This is a genomic window from Streptomyces sp. NBC_01304, from assembly GCF_035975855.1.
Lineage (GTDB): Bacteria > Actinomycetota > Actinomycetes > Streptomycetales > Streptomycetaceae > Streptomyces.
The window spans coordinates 7405355-7425817 of sequence record NZ_CP109055.1; the positions used below are offsets into that span (position 1 = coordinate 7405355).

A 20463-nucleotide genomic window follows, 5' to 3' on the forward strand; every position below is an offset into this window, starting at 1 on the left:
CGGGCGGTGTCCTCAAACGCCGGACGGGCTGATTTCATCCGGCTCGCGCCACATCGCCCACATCGGAGGCCCGGACCGGAAGGTCATCTCCGAGCGCACCTTGAACCCGTGGCGTTCGTAGAACGACAGATTCCGCGGATTGCTCGACTCCAGATACACCGGACGCCCGTCCGAGTCCGCCTGCGCCAGCAACCCGCCGAGGACCACAGACCCACGCCCCGTGCCCCGCGCATCGGCGTGCGTACCGATGAACTCCAGGTACCAGTGCTCGGGGGCGCCCGGATGCCGATGCTCGAGCGTCAGCAACCGGCCCGCCAGCAGGGGCAGCCGGGACCGGCCCACTCGACCGAGCACGGCCGCATTGCGCAGCAAGTAGCTGACCGGAAGCTTCCACTCGCCCGGCGGACACCACACCGCGGCGACCGTACGGTCGATGTCCGTCCACACCCGGCCCCGCGCCACCTGCTGCGACAGATGGCCCGTGAACAGCAGGTTCAGCCGGCGGGCTCGGTCGCGTGGGAGGAGCCAGTTCCAGACGGGATCCGAGTCGTACGCGCTCGTGAGCGCGGCGGCGAGGGCATGGACGTCGGCAGGGGTCGCACGGACTATGTCGGCCATGGCCGTGCAGGCTAGCGCCTGGCCCGTAGGGCCCGAATCAGTGCCGCAGCTCCGCGAGCACCGCGTCGGTGAAGGGCGGCCAGGCCTCGGCGGCCCAGGGGCCGAACGCCCGGTCCGCGAGGGCGACACAGGCCGCGCCCGCATCGGGGTCGATCCACAGGAACGTACCGGACTGCCCGAAGTGCCCGAAGGTGCGGGGCGAGGACGAACTGCCCGTCCAGTGCGGCGACTTGGAGTCGCGGATCTCGAAGCCGAGACCCCAGTCGTTGGGCTTCTGATGGCCGTAGCCCGGCAGGATCCCGGAGAGTCCCGGGTGTACGACCGACATGGCCTCCAGGACCGTACGAGGGTCGAGCAGCCGCGGCACCTGCACCTCGGCCGCGAACCGCACCAGGTCGTCCACCGTGGAGACGCCGTCCTTGGCCGGGGACCCCTCCAGGCTGGTGTGCGTCATCCCCAGCGGGGCGAACACCGCCTGGCGCAGATACTCGGCGAACGGGATGTCCGTCGCCTTCGCGATGTGGTCGCCGAGCACCTCGAAGCCCGCGTTCGAGTAGAGCCGGCGCGTGCCGGCCGGTGCCGTCACGCGGTGCTCGTCGAAGGCCAGACCGCTGGTGTGCGCGAGGAGATGGCGGACCGTGGAACCCTCGGGCCCGGCCGGCTCGTCGAGCTCGATCGCCCCTTCCTCGTACGCGACGAGCGCGGCGTACGCGGCCAGCGGCTTGGTGACCGAGGCCAGCGGGAAGCGGTGCGCGGTCGGGCCGTGCGATCCGGCGACGGTTCCGTCCGCGCGGACCACGGCGGCGGCCGCGGTGGGCACGGGCCAGTTCTCGATGAGGGTCAGGCTCTGCATGCCCCCGAGCCTACTTCGGCCGCACAGCGGGTCCGTCCCGCGGAATTCACTTGCCTGGAGTGCACTCCAAGGATTTAGCGTGGAGGCCATGACGGTGATGGAGAGCACGCCCGTGCAGTCGGTATCCGTACAGCCCGTGTCCCTCGTGCGGCCCGCCGCGGTCGACGCGTGCGCCTCGGGCCCGCGTCCGCACCCACGCCCCGACGGCCAGGACCGCTACACGATCAGCGAGGTCGTCGCCTTCACCGGGCTCACCGCACACACCCTGCGCTGGTACGAGCGGATCGGCCTCATGTCGCACGTGGACCGCTCGCACACCGGCCAGCGCCGCTTCTGCAACCGCGACCTGGACTGGCTGGCCTTCGTCGGCAAGCTGCGCCTGACCGGGATGCCGGTCGCGGGGATGGTGCGCTACGCGGAGCTGGTGCGGGAGGGCGAGCACACCTTCGACGAACGGCAGGAGCTGCTCGAGCAGACCCGGCGCGATGTCATCGGCCGGATCGCGGAGCTGCAGGACACGCTCGCCGTACTCGACTACAAGATCGACTTCTATGCCGGCGCCCAGCGGACGTCGGGAAGGGCCTGAACCTGATGAGCACCGAGAAGACCGCGCACACCGCGCACCCCGAAAAGATCGTCAAGACCCGGCTCGGCACCGGTGGCCCGGAGGTCGGCGTCCAGGGCCTCGGCTGCATGGGCATGAGCTTCGCGTACGGACCGACCGACGTCGACGAGGCGCGGGCCACGCTGGAGCGGGCCCTCGAACTGGGCGTCACGCTGTACGACACCGCGGACATGTACGGCTTCGGCGAGAACGAGAAGTTCCTCGCCCCGTTCATACAGGCGCACCGCGACGAGGTGGTCCTCGCGACCAAGTTCGGCATCGTCATGGACCCCGAGGACCCGTCGAAGCGCAGCGTGCGCAACGACCGTGCGTACATTCGCAGTTGTGTCGAGGGCAGCCTGCAGCGGCTCGGCGTCGACGTCATCGACCTCTACTACATGCACCGGCGCGATGTGGACGCCCCCATCGAGGAGACCGTCGGCGCCATGGCCGAACTGGTCGCCGAGGGCAAGGTCAAGCACCTGGGCCTGAGCGAGGTCACCGGCCCCGAGCTGCGGGCGGCCCATGAGGTGCACCCCATCGCCGCCGTGCAGTCCGAGTGGTCGATCTTCAGCCGCGACGTGGAGCGGGCCGTGGTGCCGGCGGCGGCGGAGCTGGGAACGGCGTTCGTGCCGTACTCGCCGCTCGGCCGTGGCTTCTTGACGGGCGCGTTCGTGAACGCTTCCAGCGAGCTGGGGGCGGACGACTTCCGGCAGACGATGCCGCGGTTCACCGGGGACAACGCGGCGGCGAACGCGGCGCTGCTCGATCCTGTGCGGAAGCTGGCGGAGTCCCGCGGGGCCTCGCTGGGGCAGGTCGCGCTCGCCTGGATCCAGCAGCAGGCCGCGGTGCACGGGCTTGCCGTGGTGCCGATTCCGGGGACGCGCAAGCGGACTCGGGTCGAGGAGAACACGTCGGCGACGCGGCTGGTGCTGACCGAGAGCGAGCTCTCGCTCCTGGAGCCGATTGCCGATCAGGTGGCCGGGGGCCGGTACGCGGACATGGCGTTCACGTCGGCCGGGCGCGAGTAGAGATTTCTTCCCCACCCCGCCCCTTCCCGAAAGTCCTGCGGACGGCTTCAAAGATTGTCCTCAAACGCCGGACGGGCTGGTTTTACCAGCCCGTCCGGCGTTTGAGGACACCGCCCGAAGGGCGGAAGGCTTCGCAGAATTTCGGGAAGGGGCGGGGTGGGGATCCCAAAGGCCTAAGCCAGACCCAACGCGAACACCCCGAACCCGACCGCCAGCAGCCCCGCCGCCCAACGCCGCGCCTGCGAAGCCCGCGTACCCGTCTGCCAAGGCGCTTCGAAGCGCCGCGCATATCGCCCGATCCCGATCAACAGCCCCCCGAACACCGGCAACCACAACACCCGAGCCACAATCCACCCCACGGAATCCGGCCCCTCGGTGAGCCCCGGAACCGAACCCAGGAACGACCCGGACGCGGCCGCGGCCCACATCGCCGTCTGGTGCCAGCACAGAATCGTCATGGCCGAGAGGTTGATGACCACCACCGGCGCCCACAGCGCGGGCTTGCGCAGCAGCCGCCCGAGCCGGTCCCTGAGCAGGATCGCGGCCCCGCTCTGCGCCGAAGCCAGCGCGAGCACGAGCAGCGACGGCGGATGCGAGTTGGTCCGGGCCTCGCCCGGGACCCCCACCATCGACGCCGGGTAGTGGAACGCGAGCAGCAGCGCGGCGAACAGCGCCGTACCGCCCACCAGCAGCAACCAGGCACCCCGCCTGCCGAGCTTCTTCTCGCCCCAGGACACGCCCAGTTGGTACGCGAACATCCACCCGGGCAGGATGTTCAGCACGCTCAGCCACGACGGCATGGCCTCGGCGAACGGCCCGTACCGCAGGAAGTCCACCACCGCCACGACCCCGAGCAGCGGCGCCGCCGCCCACGCGCCGAGGCGCCGCGCGGCGCGTACGCAGTACGGGGTGAGGGCGGTGACGACCGCGTACACGCCCACGAACCACAGGGGTTGGACGACGAGCGTCGACCCCGTGTGCAGGGTCGCGCCCGGCACCCCCAGCGAGTAGAGCACCGGAATCAGCGCGGCCCACACGGCGCTCACCCCGAGCACGGGCCGGCCGAGCCGGGCCACCCGCCCGCGCAGCCACGCGCCCGTCGACTCGCCGCGCTCGGTCGCCCGGCGCAGCGACAGGACGGACGCGTACCCCCCGACCAGGAAGAAGATGCCGAGCATCTGCAGCACCCAGCTGGCCGGGGAGAGGAAGCCGAACGTCGACAGCGGGCTGGCGTTGTGCAGCGCGCCGTCCGCGTCGCGGGTGAAGCCGCCGAGCAGCCAGTGGCCCAGCGGCACGGCGAGCAGGGCGAGGGCGCGCAGGCCGTCGATGGCGCGGTCGCGGTGGGCGGGGGTCTTGGCGTCGATGGACGCGACCGTCCTGCCCGCGTTCTCGCGCAGCGTCGTGAGGGTGGCGGTCATCAGTGCTCTCCTTGTACGTCAAGGGAGTTGAGGGAGCCGGCGTCGGTCAGCGCGATCCGGGCGAACGCGCGCAGCGAGTCCGTGCCGGGGGCGAAGTAGCCGGTGTGGCCGTCGGCCGTGGCGGCGGGGACCCTGCGGGCGCCGAAGGACGGGTCGGTGGGGTCGGCGCCGTGGCCGAGGCCGAGGAATTCGACGTTCGGTACGTTGTCGACCCAGTCGCCGCCGTCCTTGGCGGCCCACACCCGGGCCTCGGTCCTCAGGTCGCCCACGTTGTCCGCGCGCATCCCGGGGGAGCCGGCCACCACGAGGTCGGCGGCGGGCATCTCGTCCGCCGCCAGGCCGCAGACGACCGAGCCGTAGCTGTGGCAGAACACGGCGGGCTCGGGTGCGCCGGACGCGGTCAGACCCTGCACGAAGCGGGCCAGGCGCGGGGCACCCGCCGCTGCCAGGCGGCCGGTGGCGGCGTCCGGTCCGAGCCCGACCGGGGTGGTGTAACCGGCCCAGGCGATCACCGCCGAGCGGTGTCCGGTCGCGGCGTAGAGGGAGCGGGCCATGCCGGTCGGAGTGCCGTACTGGTCCCGCGTACGGTCGAACGTGTCCAGGTCGATGTCCGAGCCCGGCACGATCACGGAGACGTGTTCGGCCCGCCCCAAGTCGCCGTAGACCTCGGCGACTTGGCCGCGTCCGCGCGGGTCGAAGGCGAGTATCTGCCGCTCGCCCGCGAGGAGCCCGGTGTACCGCTCGGCACGGGCGCGGGCCGCCTCGTGGTCCTGCGCGGTGCGGCCCGGCTCGGCGGCGAGGCGCCGTTCCTTGGCGCGCTCCTCCTGGAGAGCGCTGCGGTTGGCCTCGTACCGCAGCGCCACCGGGGCGCCGTCCAGATTGCCGACGACCAAGGGGTGGCGGGCGATCAGGTCCCGCTGCTCGTGCTCGCTCAGACCGGCGAAGAAGCGGGCCACCTCGGCCGGCTTCGCGGTCGCCGGGTCGGGCATCGGCTGCCCGAGCTCCCGGTCGGCCCGCCAGGAGCTGACGCCGGGGACCGGGCTGGTGACGGCGACCTGCTCGTTCCCGACGGCCCAGCCCGCGGTACCGGCCACGACGGTGGTCGTGAGCGCCGCCGCCACCAGGGTCCGCCTGTATCGAAGCCGCTTGCCCGCCATGGCCTGTCTCCCTCGTTCCGTCCGTTTCGCTGACGGAGGGAAGGTAGGAAGACGGCCTGGGGTCGTACGTCACACCGGGGCGCCAAGTGGGGGGTCATACCTGGGTAGGGGGTGTATCAATCACCCAGCATCGCCAGGCACCACGACCCCCGCCTCATAAGCAAAGACCACGGCCTGCGCCCGATCCCGCAGATCAAGCTTGGCCAACACCCGCCCGATATGCGTCTTCACGGTTTGCTCGGCAAGCACCAGATGGCCCGCGATCTCCTGGTTCGAAAGCCCCCGGGCGATCAGCTCGAGCACCTCGGTCTCCCGCGGCGTCAGCCCATTGAGCCGCAACGAAGGATCCTTGCGAGGAGCGGGCCGCGACTTCGCGAAGTCCGCGATCAACCGCCGCGTCACGGACGGCGCGAGCAGTGCCTCCCCGGCCGCCACGACCCGGACCGCCGCGATCAGATCGGCGGGCGGCGCGTCCTTGAGCAGGAAGCCGGAGGCTCCGGCCCGCAGCGCCTCGTACACGTAGTCGTCGACATCGAAGGTGGTCAGCATCAGCACCTTCGGCCGGTGCACCACGCCCACCGGCGGATCGAGCAGCTCCCGCGCCGCCGCGAGCCCGTCCATCTCCGGCATCCGCACGTCCATCAGCACCACATCGGGGTGCGTGGACCGGCTGACCTCGACACCCTGGCGCCCGTCCGGCGCCTCGCCCACCACGTCGATGTCGCTCTGCGCGGCGAGCAGCGCGGCGAAGCCCGCCCGCACCATGGCCTGGTCGTCGACGATGATCACGCGGATGGTCACAGATCGTCCTTCGTACGCAGCGGAAGCCGGGCCGCGACGCGGAATCCGCCGTCGGGCAGCGGGCCCACGTCGAGCGAGCCGCCGACCAACCGTACGCGTTCCCGCATGCCGACCAGGCCGTGCCCGGTGCCGCCGGGGCCCTCGACGGGCGCGACCGGCCCGGGCGGCGGACCGTTGACCACGAGCACGGTCAGATCGTCCCCGTTCCCGTCCCCGCTCACCGACACCTTGGTCGGTGCACCGGCCGCGTGCCGCACCACATTGGACAGCGCCTCCTGCACGATCCGGTACGCCGACAGATCAACTGCCTGTGGTACGTCGCCGAGTTCGGCGGCGAGGGACAGCTCGGCCGGCACCCCTGCGCGCACGGTCGCCTCCACCAGCTGCTGCAGCTTGTCGAGCCCCGGCTGCGGCGCCCGCTCGCCCCCGGACTCCTCGCTGCGCAGCACCGCGAGCAGCCGCCGCATCTCGGTCAGCGATTCGCGGGCGCTGCCCGCGATGGTGGCGAACTCCTCCTGGGCCTCGGGCGGGAGGCCCTGGATGCGGTACGGCGCCGAGTCGGCCTGCACGGTGATCATCGACATGTGGTGGGCGACCACGTCGTGCAACTCCCGTGCGATGCGCGCCCGTTCCTCGAGCAGGGTGCGCTGGGCGCGCTCGAGCTCGTTCCGCGCCTCCTGCTCGACGAGGCGGCTCTGGGCGATGCCGCGCTCGCGCAGCGCGTACGTGGCGATGAGCGCGAGGCCGCTGAGCACGAAGAGCAGCACCCACATGCCGGCGCCGAGCTTCGGCTGGGCCAGCTCGAAGGCGAGGCCCGCCGTGCCGGTCGCCAGCCACACGGCGAGCAGCGTGCGCCGCGATTCGCGCAGGCCGAGCAGGACCATGAGCAGCAGGTAGCCGACGATCGCCATGGGCGTCCAGGGCCAGGTACGGCCCGGCGTCCCGTCGGCGGCGATGAGTACGAGCCCGCCCACGACATCCGCGGCGAAGACGACCCACCAGGCGTGCAGCGGCCGGGTCAGGGCGAGCAGCAGCGGGGTGGTCTGGGCGACGGCGAGGGCACCGGCCAGGCCGCCGTTCACCCGGTAGTCCTGGGTCAGCACGGTGACCGTGACGGGCAGCAGCGTGACGACGAAGGCCAGCACGAGCACGTACGGCGACAGCCGCACCCACAGCTTGGGCGCCGAGGCGAGCGGGGCCCGCCCCGGTGCGGCGGGCGTCATCAGAGCAAGGCCCAGCTCGCGGAGCCCGTCCCGCGTTCCGGAGAACCGCCCACGCAGGCGTGATGGAGAGGAAGATTTCATGGCTTTCATGGCTTGATCAGCGTAGGCAGGGCGAGCCGACTGTGCCGTCATACCGCGGAGCCAACTTTCTCCCCGCCCCGCCCCTTCCCGAAAGTCCTCAGGCGCCGGACGGGCTGATTTATCAGCCCGTCCGGCGCCTGAGGACTTTCTTTGACGCCGATGGCAGTCTTTCGGGAAGGGGCGGGGCGGGGAGAAAAGGAGCCGCCTAAAGCTCAGCCAGCAGCTCGGCCTTCTTCGCGCTGAACTCCTCATCCGTCAGCAACCCGGCCTGATGCAGCTCCCCGAGATGCCGGATCCGATCCGCGATGTCCGCCGGGTCCCGCCGGCCAGGCGCAGCCGCAGGCGCCGCGTCAAGAACGGCCGGCCCACAACTCCGTACAGCCGAAAGCACCGCAGCGGCGAACGGCAGCGACTCGTGCACAGGCCCGTACCCCAGCCCGAAGACCACCGCCGCCGGATCCTGGTCCGCCTGTGCCGGCTGCGCCTCGCCCGCGCCCCGCCGCAAGAGCCGCAGATACCCGTCGAAGAGCTCGGGAGACCGCCACTCGACCCCGCTCAACTCGCTGACCTGGAAGGTCTGGTCGCCCGCCTTCCACTTCGCCGAGGACGCTCCCGTCCAGAACCAGCGATAGGCCACCGACTTGCCGTCGAAGGACGCCTTGCCGTCGTACGCCTTGAAGTGCAGCGGCCCCTCCGGCCCCGCCACCAGGAAGTCCTCGCTGTGCGTGTCCCGGCCGAGCAGCGGACGCAGCTCGTCCGCGTAGTACTCGGCGAGGGTCTCGCGCTCGGCGGGAAGCACCAGGCGGTAGGGGTCGCAGCCGTCCTTGAGCTGCCCGGCGGCCGCCTCCATCAGCGGATCCGCGCCAGGTCTCGGCACGGCGTGCAGGACGACCGTCCCGCGCTTGCCGGGAGTGAGCGTCACCGCCTTCAACGCCTCGTGGGGGATGCGGCGTTCGCCGAGAGCCTGGAACAGCTTCGGCGTCCTGATTCCCCGTTCGAAGCGGATGAGCACGGAGTCGGAGTCGAACTCCCAGGCGGCATGAAATCCGGCCAGTACGTCACCCATGCGGCTCATCGTATGCGGCACGTCCCTCTACGTCCCCCCTGCAAGCGGTCCGCCGTGGTCCCGGCGCCACTAACTTCTACGCGCGTCAGGCCGCCACGGTTCCGGGAGCGCCCTCCCGGCAGTCCGCGCCGCCGTCCTTGCAGCTGATGTCGTCGTACGCCGCCACGCCGATCCGCGCGAAGTTGCGCAGGCTCTCCGTGCCCGGCAGGAAGTACCCGGTGTGCCCGACCGCGCCCTCGGCCGAGACGACACGGGCGCCGAAGTCGGAGGAGACCGGGTCGGCGCCGTGGCCGAGGCCGCCGACCTCCAGATGCGGGATGTCCTCGATCCAGTCGTCGCCGTCACGCATGGCCCAGACCCGGGCGTTCGTGCCGAGCCCGGCGACGTTGTCGGCGCGCATGCCGGGGCTGGCCGCGACGGCGATGTCCGTGACCCGGTCGGGGAGTTCGGCGGCGGCCACCCCGCACACCACCGAGCCGTAGCTGTGGCAGAACAGCGCCACCCCGGAGCGGCCGGGCAGCGAGCGCACCAGCTCGTTCAGGCGGACCGCGCCGTCCGCGGCGCGCTTGGCGGTGACCGCGTCCATGCCGACGCCGACCGGGGTCGTGTAGTCGGCCCAGGCGATGACGGCCCGCCGCGTGCCGGGGCGCAGGTCGCCCTCCTGGTTGTAGATCGCCCTGGCCATGCCACGGGGGGCGGTGTACTTGCCGAACGTCTTCTGGAAGGTCAGCAGGTTGGTGTCGACGCCGGGCACCACGATCGAGACGCGCTCGGCCTTGTCGAGATTGCCGAGGACCTCGGCGACGCGGCCGGCGCCCATCGGGTCGAAGGCGAGGATCTGCCGGCCCGGCAGTCTGAGCGACTCGAAGCGGTGCATGCGGCGCCCCGCCTCCTCGCGGCCCTCGTCATTGAGCCGGTCGTCGTGCATGCGCTTCTGCTCGACCTTGCGGGCCTGGTCGAGGGCGAGGTGATTGGCCTCGTAGCGCAGCCGCACCGGGGCGCCGTCCATGTTGCCGACCGCGAGCGGATAGCGGTGCGCGAGGCGGGTGCGCTGCTTGGCCGTCAGCGAGGAGAAGAAGTGCGTGATACGGGCCGCGGGCGCCTCGGGGTCGGGCAGCGCCCGGCCGTTCATGGTGCCGCGCCCCCAGGCCTCGAGCGCGGCCTCCAGCGGGGAGTCGCCGGCTCGCTGGCTGCGTACGGCGGTCCAGCCCGTGGTGGTCAGCATGAGGAAGACGACCGCGAGCGCCAGCAGGGCGCGCCAGACGTTCAACTGGGGGGATGTATCGAAGGAAGTCACTGCGGGACACCCTAGGAGACCCGTGAGGCGGTTCGGGCAGAGGGTGGGGCAGATCACGTCACCCGCGCTTTGTCACCGGGGTTTCTCCACAGTCCGCGGTCTCCCCGGTGGCCTTTTCCACAGTCCGGGTGCGCCGAGGACGGGGTCTCCTCGGCGGCTCCCCGCAGTGGCTCCCGCCACGGCCCGCGGGCTACCTGCCGGCGGCCCGCCAGTCCATGGCGAGGGCGGGCACCAGGTGGTCGAGGTAGGACTCGGTGACGGCGCGCATCGACTCCACGCTGATGTCGCCGGCCGCGCCCCACATCTGCCCGGTCATCCGCATCACTCCGCTGAAGGCCGCCACGGCCACGCGCGGGCGCGGATCGGTCTCGACGTCGAGGCCCTCGCGCTCGGCGACGATGCGGGCGATCTCCGCCTCCATCTCGATGGAGCGGCGCATGTGGACGGCGAGCAGGGCCGGGGTCGACTCGATCATCTGGTACGTCCGCATGTGCAGTTCGAGCGGGACGACCTCGGCGATCGACTCGCCCATGGCCTCCCAGGAGTCGAGCACGGCCCGGCGCATGGCCTCGATCGGCGCCTCGGTGGCGGGCCGGGCGCGCAGGGCGTCGGCGAAGCGGGACTCGACCATCTCCTGCACGGCGAAGGCGGCCTCTTCCTTGCCCGCGAAGTAGCGGAAGAAGGTGCGCTGCGAGACATCGACGGCCTCGACGATCTCGTCGACCGTCGTCTGCTCGTACCCCTTGGTCGTGAAGAGCTCCAGCGCGACGCGCAGCAGGGCGTTTCGGGTGCGCTGCTTCTTGAGCTCGCGTAGTCCGATTCCGGGCTCCATGGTCGCCTTTGGTCCTCTTTCTTGCTGTTTGTGCAGCTCACGGGTGCGGCTCACCTTACCTGTGAGCTACGTGACAGTTACCGACTAGTGAAATGGTTCGTCAAGTGTCAGTGGCTGTCACTATTCTTCTCGCCATGACTAGTCAGACCACCGTCGACAAGGCGGACAAGGCTCAAGGAGGTCGGCCGGGGGCGGGCCCGTCCGCTTCGGCCGCCCCGGCCAAGGGGCTTCGCGGACACCCTTGGCTGACGCTCTTCGCCGTCGCGATCGGCGTCATGATGGTCGCCCTGGACGGCACGATCGTCGCCATCGCCAACCCCGTGATCGCCGACAAGCTGCACGCGTCCTTCGCGGACGTCCAGTGGATCACCAACGCCTACTTCCTCGCCCTCGCGGTCACCCTGATCACCGCGGGCAAGCTCGGTGACCGCTTCGGCCACCGGCAGACCTTCCTGATCGGCGTCGTCGGCTTCGCCGCCGCGTCCGGCGCTATCGGGCTCTCCGACAGCGTCACGCTGGTCATCACCTTCCGGGTGTTCCAGGGCCTGTTCGGCGCCCTGCTGATGCCGGCCGCGCTCGGCCTGCTGCGCGCCACGTTCCCGGCCGAGAAGCTGAACATGGCGATCGGCATCTGGGGCATGGTCATCGGCGCCTCCACGGCCGGCGGCCCGATCGTCGGTGGCCTGCTCGTCGAGCACGTCAGCTGGCAGTCGGTGTTCTTCATCAACGTGCCGGTCGGCCTGATCGCCCTGGTGCTCGGCCTGGTGATCCTGAAGGACCACCGCGCGCAGAACGCCCCGCGGTCCTTCGACATCCTCGGGATCGCCCTGCTCTCGGCGGCCATGTTCTGCCTGGTCTGGGCGCTCATCAAGGCGCCGGAGTGGGGCTGGGGCGACGCCAAGGTCTGGCTCTTCCTCGGTGGCTCGGTGCTCGCCTTCGTGGTCTTCGCGTTCTGGGAGACGAAGGTCAAGGAGCCGCTGATCCCGCTGGGCCTGTTCAAGTCCGTGCCGCTGTCCGCGGGCACGGTCCTGATGGTCATGATGGCGATCGCCTTCATGGGCGGCCTGTTCTTCGTCACCTTCTATCTGCAGAACGTGCTCGGCAAGAGCCCGGTCGAGAGCGGCCTGCATCTGCTGCCGCTCACCGGCATGATGATCGTCGGCTCCCCGCTGGCGGGCGCGCTCATCACCAAGGCGGGCCCGCGCATTCCGCTGGCGGGCGGCATGGTCCTGACGGCCGTCGCGATGTTCGGCATGTCGACCCTGGAGACGGACACCTCCAGCCTCGTCATGTCCATCTGGTTCGCCCTGCTCGGCCTCGGCCTCGCCCCGGTCATGGTCGGCGCGACCGAAGTCATCGTGGGCAACGCCCCGATGGAGCTCTCCGGCGTCGCGGGCGGCCTGCAGCAGGCGGCCATGCAGATCGGCGGCAGCCTCGGCACGGCGGTGCTCGGCGCGGTCATGGCGTCCAAGGTCGACAGCGACCTGCCGGGCAACTGGACCGGCGCCAAGCTTCCGCCGCTCACCGAGGCCCAGCTGGACAAGGCCTCGGAGGCGGTCCAGGTCGGCGTGCCCCCGGTGACCAAGGAGACCCCCGCGGAGCTCGTCCCGCAGATCAGCAAGGTCGCGCACGACACCTTCATGTCGGGCATGGGCCTGGCCTGCCTGGTCGCGGCGGGCGTCGCCGCGGTCGCCGTCCTCGTGGCCCTGCTGACCAAGCGCGGCGCCAACGCGGAGGCGGGCGCGGGAGCCGCGCACATCTGACGCACGAGGACACGGGCGAAAGCGCGACCCGTCCTGCCCGGAGCCCGACCCGTCCTGCCCGAAAGCCCCGCCGGAGCACTCCGGCGGGGCTTTCGCCTATCAGGGTGGCGGGCCCCGCCAACCCTTCCGGCCACGCCGCCGATCAGGTCAGAGTGGGGCCAATCGACCAGCACCACACGGGGGTTCACCACCATGTACGACACGGGGTTCAAGACCTTGCGGAACAGCGTCGCGGCGGGCGTCCTCGCCACCGCCCTGCTTGCGCTGACACCCGCACCCGCCTCCGGGGCCGCACCACCACGGCTGGGTGCGTGCGGCCCCGGCGAGCTCTGCCTGTGGGGACGGGCGGACTTCACCGGCACTTCGTATACGTACGAACTGAGCGGTGTCGACATCGAGAGCTGCACCGCGCTGCCGGAGGGGAGCAGCGCGCAGGCCCTCGCCAATCGCACCGGGCGGCCGGTGACCACGTACCAGTCCGCGGAGTGTGCGGAGACGGGGGAGTTCGCCACCTATCCCGGCAGCGGCACCTGGGCGCCTCAATCGCCTTATCGGGTACGCGCGTTCAAGGTCTGGGAGACCTGAGGACTGGCCCGCCCCGACCGGGGTACCCGGACCGCTGAGCCGCCCTCCACCGACTCAGGGAGTGATGATGGCGGGCTTCGGACACAGCAGTACGCGCAGGCGCCCCCGCTCACGTGGCCGTAACTGGTCACGGAGCGGGCCGGATCGCGCGACGTTGGGCATCGTCGGGGTCATCTGCGCGGTCGCAGGGTTCTTCGTCCTGGGGATCGTGCTCGGGCCGCTCGCGGTGATCTGCGGCTGGCTCGCGATGGGCCGCCGCTGGAACGGCACCCAGCCGGTGCCGGCCCTGATCGCCGTCGTACTCGGCGCGATCGACACGGTTCTGGCGATCATCTGGATCGCGGGGGCCGCGACCCTCGGCAACGGAATGTTCTAGAGCGCCTTGTCCCGTGGGGGCGCCGCCACCGGCGGCGCCCCCACGGGCGAGGGCACAACCGCCTTGTCCAGTACGGGCGTTCCGGCCAGCGCGGCCACCTGCGACCGGAGCGACCTGACCTCCTCGGTCAGCGCCTGGATCGCCTCGGTCTGCCGCCGCTCCTCCGCGTCGTCCGACTCGAAGCGGGCGATGAACCAGGCCGCGATGTTCGCCGTGACCACACCGAGCAGGGCGATCCCGGACAGCATCAGGCCGACCGCGAGCACCCGGCCCAGTCCGGTCGTGGGCGCGTGGTCGCCGTAGCCGACGGTCGTCATGGTCGTGAAGGACCACCACACCGCGTCACCGAGCGTCTTGATGTTCCCATTCGGCGACTCCCGCTCCACCGCGAGGACCGCGAGCGAGCCGAACATCAGCAGGCCCACCACGGCCCCGGCCACATAGGTCGTTATCCGCACCTGGGACGCCATCCTGGCCCGCCGCCCCACCAGCATCAGCGTGGCGACGAGCCGGAGCAGCTGGAACGGCCGCAGCAACGGCACGATCACCGCGGCCAGGTCCAGCCAGTGGTGGCGCACGAAGTGCCAGCGGTGCTCGGTCAGTACGAGCCGGATCAGATAGTCGGCGGCGAAGGCACCCCACACCACCCACTCGACCATCGTGCACGCGGCCCGGATCCGGTCGCCCGCATCGGGCGCCACGATCGGCACCGCGTACGCCACGGCGAAGAGGATCGCCAGGGCGAGCAGTGGCCGATGGGTGCGGTTCTCCCAACGGATCTGTGCGGGTTGTTCCTTCATGCCCAGCATCGTAAGGAATGCGTAAGCGGGCCGGGGACCACTGAAGGTCCCCGGCCCGCTTTGCGCCCCAAAGGGGCGCGGGGAACTGCGCGACCAGCCACAACGGACCCGCAGTATTCCCGCCGCCCCGCGGAGCGTTACGCGTCGCCGCCTGCCGCGCCCGGGTCGGCCGCCGCCACATCAAGCAGCTGGTACCGGTCGATGGCCTGCTTCAGGACGGAGCGGTCGATCTTGCCGTCCTTGGCCAGCTCGGTCAGCACGCCCACCACGATCGACTGCGCGTCGATGTGGAAGAAGCGGCGGGCCGCACCACGCGTGTCCGCGAAGCCGAAGCCGTCCGCGCCGAGCGAGTTGTAACGCCCGGGCACCCAGCGCGAGATCTGGTCGGGAACCGCACGCATCCAGTCGGAGACGGCCACGAACGGACCCTCCGCGCCGGACAGCTTCTGCGTCACGTACGGGACGCGCTGCTCCTCTTCCGGGTGCAGGAGGTTGTGCCGCTCGACGTCGACGGCCTCCCTGCGCAGCTCGTTCCAGGACGTCGCCGACCAGACGTCGGCCTTGACGTTCCACTCCTCGGCGAGCATCTTCTGCGCCTCGATCGCCCACGGCACCGCGACACCGGAGGCCATGATCTGCGCGGGGATCGAGCCGGCCTCGGCCGCCTTGTAGCGGTGGATGCCCTTGAGGATGCCCTCGACGTCGACGCCCTCGGGCTCGGCCGGGTGCTGGATCGGCTCGTTGTAGACGGTGAGGTAGTAGAAGACGTCCTCACTGTTCTCGCCGTACATCCGGCGCAGACCGTCCTTGACGATGTGCGCGATCTCGAAGCCGTACGCCGGGTCGTAGGCGACACAGCCCGGGTTGGTCGAGGCGAGCAGGTGCGAGTGGCCGTCCGCGTGCTGCAGACCCTCACCGGTCAGAGTCGTACGTCCCGCGGTCGCGCCGAGGACGAAACCGCGCGCCAACTGGTCGGCCATCTGCCAGAACTGGTCGCCGGTGCGCTGGAAACCGAACATCGAGTAGAAGACGTACACCGGGATCAGCGGCTCGCCGTGCGTCGCGTACGCCGAACCCGCGGCGATCAGCGAGGCCGTGCAGCCCGCCTCCGTGATGCCGTCGTGCAGCATCTGGCCGGTCGGCGACTCCTTGTAGGCGAGCAGCAGTTCACGGTCCACCGACTCGTACTGCTGGCCCAGCGGGTTGTAGATCTTGGCGCTCGGGAAGAACGCGTCCATGCCGAACGTGCGGTACTCGTCCGGGGCGATCGGCACGATGCGCTTGCCGATCTCCTTGTCCCGCATCAGGTCCTTCAGGATGCGGACGAACGCCATGGTGGTGGCGATCGACTGCTGGCCCGAGCCCTTCTTGGCGGTGGCGTACGCCTTGTCGTCCGGGAGGTTCAGCGGCTTCGCGCGCACCACACGGGTCGGCACATACCCGGCCAGGCCCTTGCGGCGGTCGTGCATGTACTGGATCTCTTCGGAGTTCCGGCCCGGGTGGTAGTACGGGGGCAGGCCGCCCTCGAGCTCCTTGTCGGCGATCGGGATGTGCAGCCGGTCGCGGAAGTGCTTGAGGTCGTCGACCGTCAGCTTCTTCATCTGGTGGGTCGCGTTGCGGCCCTCGAAGTTCGGGCCGAGCGTCCAGCCCTTGACGGTCTGCGCCAGGATCACGGTGGGCTGGCCCTTGTGCTCCAGGGCCGCCTTGTAGGCCGCGTAGACCTTCTTGTGGTCGTGACCGCCGCGGCCCAGGTGCAGGAGCTGGTCGTCGGTCATGCCCTCGGCCATCGCGCGCAGGCGGTGGTCGTCGCCGAAGAAGTGCTCACGGATGTACGAGCCGGTCTCGGTCGCGTACGTCTGGAACTGTCCGTCCGGCGTGGTGTTCATCTTGTTGACGAGCACGCCGTCGCGGTCCTGGGCGAGCAGCGGGTCCCAGCTGCGGTCCCAGATCAGCTTGATGACGTTCCAGCCGGCGCCGCGGAACTGCGACTCCAGCTCCTGGATGATCTTGCCGTTGCCGCGCACGGGGCCGTCGAGGCGCTGCAGGTTGCAGTTGACGACGAAGGTCAGGTTGTCGAGGCCCTCGCGGGCGGCGAGCGAGAGCTGGCCGAGCGACTCGGGCTCGTCCATCTCGCCGTCGCCGAGGTAGGCCCACACATGCGACTTGGAGGTGTCGGCGATGCCGCGCGCCTGCATGTAGCGGTTCATCCGGGCCTGGTAGATCGCGCCGAGCGGGCCGAGGCCCATCGAGACGGTCGGGAACTCCCAGAAGTCCGGCATCAGGCGCGGGTGCGGGTAGGACGAAAGACCGTACGGCGCCTTCGACTTCTCCTGGCGGAAGGCGTCGAGCTGCTGCTCGCTCAGCCGGTCCAGGAGGTAGGCGCGGGCGTACACACCGGGGGAGGCGTGGCCCTGGAAGAAGATCTGGTCGCCGCCGTCGCCCTCGTCCTTGCCGCGGAAGAAGTGGTTGAAGCCCACGTCGTAGAGGGAGGCGGAGGAGGCGAACGTCGCGATGTGACCGCCGACGCCGATGCCCGGGCGCTGGGCGCGCGAGACCATCACGGCCGCGTTCCAGCGGGTGGCGTTGAGGACCTTGCGCTCGATCTCCTCGTTGCCCGGGAAGAACGGCTCGTCCTTGGTCGCGATCGTGTTCACGTAGTCCGTGCTGCGCATCTCGGGCACGGCCACGCGCTTCTCGCGCGCCCGCTCGATCAGCCGGAGCATCAGGTAGCGGGCGCGCTCACGGCCCCGCTCGTCGACCGCCGCGTCAAGCGAGTCGAGCCATTCCTGAGTCTCTTCGGGATCAAAGTCCGGGACCTGGCTGGGCAGGCCGCCAATGATGATCGGGTTGCGATCGGATCCGGAAGCCACGCTGTTCCTTACGCTCGTCGGGCGTGCTGCTCTGCACGGTGTGACACGGTCAATCAAGGGGTTATCGACGATCCCCATCGTCTACCCAGAGGGTCTGAACGTCATCTGTACCGAGAGGTAACCCTGACGTTCGGAAGGTCGACGTACGGCGTCTTCAGCCCAAATCGCAACGATACGCCCACCCCGCTGGAGTGTTCCTCCAGGACGTTGGACCATGGATCCCGTACGAAAGTCCTGGATGTCGACTCGAAAAGTCCCGGGTGCCGCCTTTAATCGACGGGGCCCCCGACCGGGAAGACCCCCAGGCCCGGCAAATCCGGCAGAACGGTGTGGGATGAATCACTGAGTGGGGCGAAATCGGGCAATAAGTTGCGGTGACACGGCCTGGAACGTCACCGTTTCGGCGGTCTCGACGGCCGGGTACTTGCGCGATCCGCCCCGCCCGTGTGGACTACGGCCAACGCCACGCGTACGCGCGCGGCCACCAAACTTTCCGAAACATGATCAGGAGGCAATCCGTGAGCGCGACCGCGGACCACGCGGAAACAAACCTTGCCGTAAGGCTTGGTTTCCAGCCCGGCAAGGTGGTCCAGGAGATCGGCTACGACGACGACGTCGACCAGGAGCTCCGCGAGGCTATCGAGGAGGTCCTGGGCGATGACGGCGAGCTCGTCGACGAGGAGTACGACGATGTCGCCGATGCCGTGGTGCTCTGGTTCCGTGAGGACGATGGGGACCTGACCGATGCGCTGGTGGACGCCATCGCGTACATCGAGGAGGGCGGCTCCATCCTCCTGCTGACGCCGAAGACCGGCCGCGACGGCTACGTCGAGCCGAGCGACATCGGCGAGGCGGCGACGACCGCCGGTCTGTCTCAGACCAAGAGCATCAACGCGGGCAAGGACTGGAGCGGCACCAGGCTCCTCACGCCCAAGGCGGCCGGCAAGCGCTGAGGCGCCCTGCCCGGCAGAAGCCACCGAAGCCCCCGTCGACCCCTGTGGTCGACGGGGGCTTCGACGTGTGCCTCGGGTCGTCTCTCGTAGGCTGGGCACCACCCGAACAGCCCCTTCGAAGGGATTGGCGTACTCATGGCGCTGCAGGCGATCGATGCCGGCACCAAGGCCCCGGACTTCGAGCTGAAGAACCAGCACGGCGAGACCGTGCGGCTCTCCGACTTCCGCGGTGAGAAGACGGTGGTGCTGCTCTTCTATCCGTTCGCGTTCACCGGTGTGTGCACCGGCGAGCTGTGCGCGCTCCGTGACGAGCTGCCGAAGTTCGTCAACGACGACGTCCAGCTGCTCGCCGTGTCGAACGACTCGCCGTTCACGCTGCGCGTCTTCGCCGAGCAGGAGGGCCTCGAGTACCCGCTCCTGTCCGACTTCTGGCCGCACGGCGAGGCCTCGCGGGCCTACGGCGTCTTCGACGAGGAGAAGGGCTGCGCGGTGCGCGGCACCTTCATCATCGACAAGGAGGGCGTGGTCCGCTGGAGCGTCGTCAACGCGCTGCCTGACGCGCGCGACCTGAACGAGTACGTGACGGCGCTCAGCGCGATCGCCGTCGGCTGAATCCTTCCCGAGGATCACCGAATCCTTGGGAAAGATCGGGCCGGGAACACGGCCACAACGTGATCCTTCGGGCGAAGAGCCTGTTTGAGCCGGGAACCGGTCACTAGGATCCAGTCGTTGATCCGATGCCAACGCACGTACTTCGGGGGCGCTGCCCCTAGACACCATTGGGAGGACTCATGGGAGTCAGCCTCAGCAAGGGCGGCAACGTCTCGCTGTCGAAGGAAGCCCCCGGCCTGACCGACATCACGGTCGGCCTCGGCTGGGACATCCGTACCACCACCGGTACGGACTTCGACCTGGACGCCAGCGCCATCCTGACGAAGGAGGACGGGAAGGTCAGCAGCGATGCGAACTTCGTGTTCTTCAACAACCTCAAGAGCCCGGACGGCTCGGTCGAGCACACCGGTGACAACACCACCGGTGAGGGCGAGGGCGACGACGAGCAGATCAAGGTGAACCTGGCCGGCGTACCGGCCGAGATCACCAAGATCGTGTTCCCCGTCTCCATCTACGACGCCGAGAACCGCCAGCAGTCCTTCGGCCAGGTCCGCAACGCGTTCATCCGCGTCGTGAACCAGGCGGGCGGCGCCGAGATCGCGCGCTACGACCTCTCCGAGGACGCCTCCACCGAGACCGCGATGGTCTTCGGTGAGCTCTACCGGCACGGTGCGGAGTGGAAGTTCCGCGCCATCGGCCAGGGCTACGCCTCGGGCCTGCGCGGCATCGCGCAGGACTTCGGCGTGAACGTCTGAGTCGTACGTCCGAGGCGTACGACCGGGTCTTACGACCGAGCCGTACGTCTGAGTCGTTCGGAGCCTCAGCGTTCCAGCCGTCCGGCGCCGCACACATGCTGTGCGGCGCCGGACGCGCTCACCACCTCTTTGCACTCTGCTCCACCACTCGGGGAGGAACACGAACATGGGCGTCACGCTCGCCAAGGGAGGCAATGTCTCCCTCTCCAAGGCCGCACCCAACCTCACGCAGGTATTGATCGGGCTCGGCTGGGACGCACGCTCCACCACCGGAGCCCCCTTCGACCTCGACGCCAGCGCACTCCTGTGCAACGGCGGCCGGGTGCTCGGCGACGAGTGGTTCATCTTCTACAACCAGCTCAAGAGCCCGGACGGCTCGGTGGAGCACACCGGTGACAACCTCACCGGTGAGGGCGAGGGCGACGACGAGTCGATCCTGGTCGACCTGGCCAAGGTCCCGGCCAATGTCGAGAAGATCGTCTTCCCGGTCTCGATCCACGACGCCGAGAACCGCGGCCAGTCGTTCGGCCAGGTCAGCAACGCCTTCATCCGCGTGGTCAACCAGGCCGACGGCCAGGAGATCGCGCGCTACGACCTCTCCGAGGACGCCTCCACCGAGACCGCGATGATCTTCGGCGAGGTGTACCGCTACAACGCCGAATGGAAGTTCCGTGCCGTTGGGCAGGGGTACGCGTCGGGACTGCGCGGTATCGCTCTAGACTTCGGGGTCAACGTTTCGTAAAGCCGCGCGCGGCTCGGGGGAGCCCC

Annotated in this window: 20 protein-coding genes; 9 read left to right on the forward strand and 11 right to left on the reverse strand. The window is 69.9% G+C overall.

The window, feature by feature from the left end:
* Positions 1 to 12: 12 nt before the first annotated feature.
* Positions 13 to 618, reverse strand: coding sequence for a GNAT family N-acetyltransferase (locus tag OG430_RS32785; RefSeq protein WP_327356250.1), 606 nt, complete (start codon positions 616 to 618; stop codon positions 13 to 15).
* A gap of 37 nt (positions 619 to 655) precedes the next feature.
* Positions 656 to 1471 (reverse strand): serine hydrolase domain-containing protein, encoded by an 816-nt coding sequence (locus OG430_RS32790; RefSeq protein WP_327356251.1) that lies wholly within the window; start codon positions 1469 to 1471, stop codon positions 656 to 658.
* A gap of 88 nt (positions 1472 to 1559) precedes the next feature.
* Between OG430_RS32790 and OG430_RS32795 the strand changes: the two genes are divergently transcribed.
* Together OG430_RS32795 and OG430_RS32800 are read left to right on the forward strand one after the other, a co-directional pair.
* Entirely contained in the window at positions 1560 to 2057 is a 498-nt protein-coding gene (locus tag OG430_RS32795) for a MerR family transcriptional regulator (RefSeq protein ID WP_327356252.1), read from the forward strand.
* A 5-nt stretch (positions 2058 to 2062) separates the two neighbouring features.
* A complete protein-coding gene (locus OG430_RS32800) occupies positions 2063 to 3106 on the forward strand; it encodes an aldo/keto reductase (protein WP_327356253.1) in 1044 nt (347 codons plus the stop codon).
* Positions 3107 to 3279: 173 nt separating this feature from the next.
* On the opposite strand, the gene OG430_RS32805 is transcribed toward OG430_RS32800, so the two are convergent.
* From OG430_RS32805 to OG430_RS32835, 7 genes are all read right to left on the reverse strand, one after another.
* Positions 3280 to 4524, reverse strand: coding sequence for an acyltransferase family protein (locus tag OG430_RS32805; RefSeq protein ID WP_327356254.1), 1245 nt, complete (start codon positions 4522 to 4524; stop codon positions 3280 to 3282).
* Entirely contained in the window at positions 4524 to 5681 is a 1158-nt protein-coding gene (locus tag OG430_RS32810) for an alpha/beta hydrolase (protein WP_327356255.1), read from the reverse strand. Before OG430_RS32810 ends, OG430_RS32805 begins: the two co-directional genes overlap by 1 nt.
* 120 nt (positions 5682 to 5801) lie before the next feature.
* Positions 5802 to 6482 (reverse strand): response regulator transcription factor, encoded by a 681-nt coding sequence (locus OG430_RS32815; protein WP_327356256.1) that lies wholly within the window; start codon positions 6480 to 6482, stop codon positions 5802 to 5804.
* A complete protein-coding gene (locus OG430_RS32820) occupies positions 6479 to 7837 on the reverse strand; it encodes a sensor histidine kinase (RefSeq protein ID WP_442816597.1) in 1359 nt (452 codons plus the stop codon). The genes OG430_RS32815 and OG430_RS32820 overlap by 4 nt, the downstream gene beginning before the upstream one ends.
* Before the next feature lie 154 nt (positions 7838 to 7991).
* A complete protein-coding gene (locus OG430_RS32825) occupies positions 7992 to 8861 on the reverse strand; it encodes a DUF4429 domain-containing protein (protein WP_327356258.1) in 870 nt (289 codons plus the stop codon).
* 76 nt (positions 8862 to 8937) lie between these two features.
* Positions 8938 to 10149: an alpha/beta hydrolase gene (locus OG430_RS32830; RefSeq protein ID WP_327356259.1), complete on the reverse strand. Its 1212-nt coding sequence runs from the start codon at positions 10147 to 10149 to the stop codon at positions 8938 to 8940.
* 190 nt (positions 10150 to 10339) lie between these two features.
* Positions 10340 to 10981 carry a TetR family transcriptional regulator gene (locus tag OG430_RS32835; protein WP_327356260.1) on the reverse strand — a complete coding sequence of 214 codons (642 nt, stop codon included), beginning with the start codon at positions 10979 to 10981 and terminating at the stop codon, positions 10340 to 10342.
* Positions 10982 to 11115: 134 nt separating this feature from the next.
* Between OG430_RS32835 and OG430_RS32840 the strand changes: the two genes are divergently transcribed.
* From OG430_RS32840 to OG430_RS32850, 3 genes are all read left to right on the forward strand, one after another.
* Positions 11116 to 12744, forward strand: coding sequence for an MFS transporter (locus OG430_RS32840; RefSeq protein ID WP_327356261.1), 1629 nt, complete (start codon positions 11116 to 11118; stop codon positions 12742 to 12744).
* 192 nt (positions 12745 to 12936) lie between these two features.
* A complete protein-coding gene (locus OG430_RS32845) occupies positions 12937 to 13329 on the forward strand; it encodes a peptidase inhibitor family I36 protein (protein WP_327356262.1) in 393 nt (130 codons plus the stop codon).
* 64 nt (positions 13330 to 13393) lie between these two features.
* On the forward strand, positions 13394 to 13705 hold the full coding sequence (locus tag OG430_RS32850) for a small hydrophobic protein (RefSeq protein ID WP_327356263.1): 312 nt from the start codon (positions 13394 to 13396) through the stop codon (positions 13703 to 13705).
* Here the strand turns inward: OG430_RS32850 and OG430_RS32855 are convergent.
* Positions 13702 to 14505 carry a potassium channel family protein gene (locus OG430_RS32855; protein ID WP_327356264.1) on the reverse strand — a complete coding sequence of 268 codons (804 nt, stop codon included), beginning with the start codon at positions 14503 to 14505 and terminating at the stop codon, positions 13702 to 13704. The two genes, OG430_RS32850 and OG430_RS32855, sit on opposite strands and share 4 nt — an antisense overlap.
* Before the next feature lie 137 nt (positions 14506 to 14642).
* Positions 14643 to 17375: a pyruvate dehydrogenase (acetyl-transferring), homodimeric type gene (gene aceE / locus OG430_RS32860; RefSeq protein WP_327356265.1), complete on the reverse strand. Its 2733-nt coding sequence runs from the start codon at positions 17373 to 17375 to the stop codon at positions 14643 to 14645.
* 518 nt (positions 17376 to 17893) lie between these two features.
* Between aceE and OG430_RS32865 the strand changes: the two genes are divergently transcribed.
* From OG430_RS32865 to OG430_RS32880, 4 genes are all read left to right on the forward strand, one after another.
* Positions 17894 to 18328, forward strand: a complete 435-nt coding sequence (locus OG430_RS32865) for a DUF3052 domain-containing protein (RefSeq protein WP_327356266.1) — start codon at positions 17894 to 17896, stop codon at positions 18326 to 18328.
* A 135-nt stretch (positions 18329 to 18463) separates the two neighbouring features.
* The gene (locus OG430_RS32870) at positions 18464 to 18940 is read left to right on the forward strand and encodes a peroxiredoxin (protein WP_327356267.1); all 477 of its coding nucleotides are present in this window, start codon (positions 18464 to 18466) and stop codon (positions 18938 to 18940) included.
* A gap of 179 nt (positions 18941 to 19119) precedes the next feature.
* Entirely contained in the window at positions 19120 to 19695 is a 576-nt protein-coding gene (locus OG430_RS32875; protein WP_327356268.1) for a TerD family protein, read from the forward strand.
* Positions 19696 to 19861: 166 nt separating this feature from the next.
* Entirely contained in the window at positions 19862 to 20437 is a 576-nt protein-coding gene (locus OG430_RS32880) for a TerD family protein (RefSeq protein ID WP_327356269.1), read from the forward strand.
* Positions 20438 to 20463 lie beyond the last annotated feature (26 nt).

Bases quoted from the DNA above. Each gene is read 5' to 3' on its own strand.
- OG430_RS32785 (WP_327356250.1), bottom strand. From the start codon at position 618: ATGGCCGACATAGTCCGTGCGACCCCTGCCGACGTCCATGCCCTCGCC.
- OG430_RS32790 (WP_327356251.1), bottom strand. From the start codon at position 1,471: ATGCAGAGCCTGACCCTCATCGAGAACTGGCCCGTGCCCACCGCGGCC.
- OG430_RS32795 (WP_327356252.1), top strand. From the start codon at position 1,560: ATGACGGTGATGGAGAGCACGCCCGTGCAGTCGGTATCCGTACAGCCC.
- OG430_RS32800 (WP_327356253.1), top strand. From the start codon at position 2,063: ATGAGCACCGAGAAGACCGCGCACACCGCGCACCCCGAAAAGATCGTC.
- OG430_RS32805 (WP_327356254.1), bottom strand. From the start codon at position 4,524: ATGACCGCCACCCTCACGACGCTGCGCGAGAACGCGGGCAGGACGGTC.
- OG430_RS32810 (WP_327356255.1), bottom strand. From the start codon at position 5,681: ATGGCGGGCAAGCGGCTTCGATACAGGCGGACCCTGGTGGCGGCGGCG.
- OG430_RS32820 (WP_442816597.1), bottom strand. From the start codon at position 7,837: ATGACGGCACAGTCGGCTCGCCCTGCCTACGCTGATCAAGCCATGAAA.
- OG430_RS32825 (WP_327356258.1), bottom strand. From the start codon at position 8,861: ATGAGCCGCATGGGTGACGTACTGGCCGGATTTCATGCCGCCTGGGAG.
- OG430_RS32835 (WP_327356260.1), bottom strand. From the start codon at position 10,981: ATGGAGCCCGGAATCGGACTACGCGAGCTCAAGAAGCAGCGCACCCGA.
- OG430_RS32840 (WP_327356261.1), top strand. From the start codon at position 11,116: ATGACTAGTCAGACCACCGTCGACAAGGCGGACAAGGCTCAAGGAGGT.
- OG430_RS32845 (WP_327356262.1), top strand. From the start codon at position 12,937: ATGTACGACACGGGGTTCAAGACCTTGCGGAACAGCGTCGCGGCGGGC.
- OG430_RS32850 (WP_327356263.1), top strand. From the start codon at position 13,394: ATGATGGCGGGCTTCGGACACAGCAGTACGCGCAGGCGCCCCCGCTCA.
- OG430_RS32855 (WP_327356264.1), bottom strand. From the start codon at position 14,505: ATGAAGGAACAACCCGCACAGATCCGTTGGGAGAACCGCACCCATCGG.
- OG430_RS32870 (WP_327356267.1), top strand. From the start codon at position 18,464: ATGGCGCTGCAGGCGATCGATGCCGGCACCAAGGCCCCGGACTTCGAG.
- OG430_RS32875 (WP_327356268.1), top strand. From the start codon at position 19,120: ATGGGAGTCAGCCTCAGCAAGGGCGGCAACGTCTCGCTGTCGAAGGAA.
- OG430_RS32880 (WP_327356269.1), top strand. From the start codon at position 19,862: ATGGGCGTCACGCTCGCCAAGGGAGGCAATGTCTCCCTCTCCAAGGCC.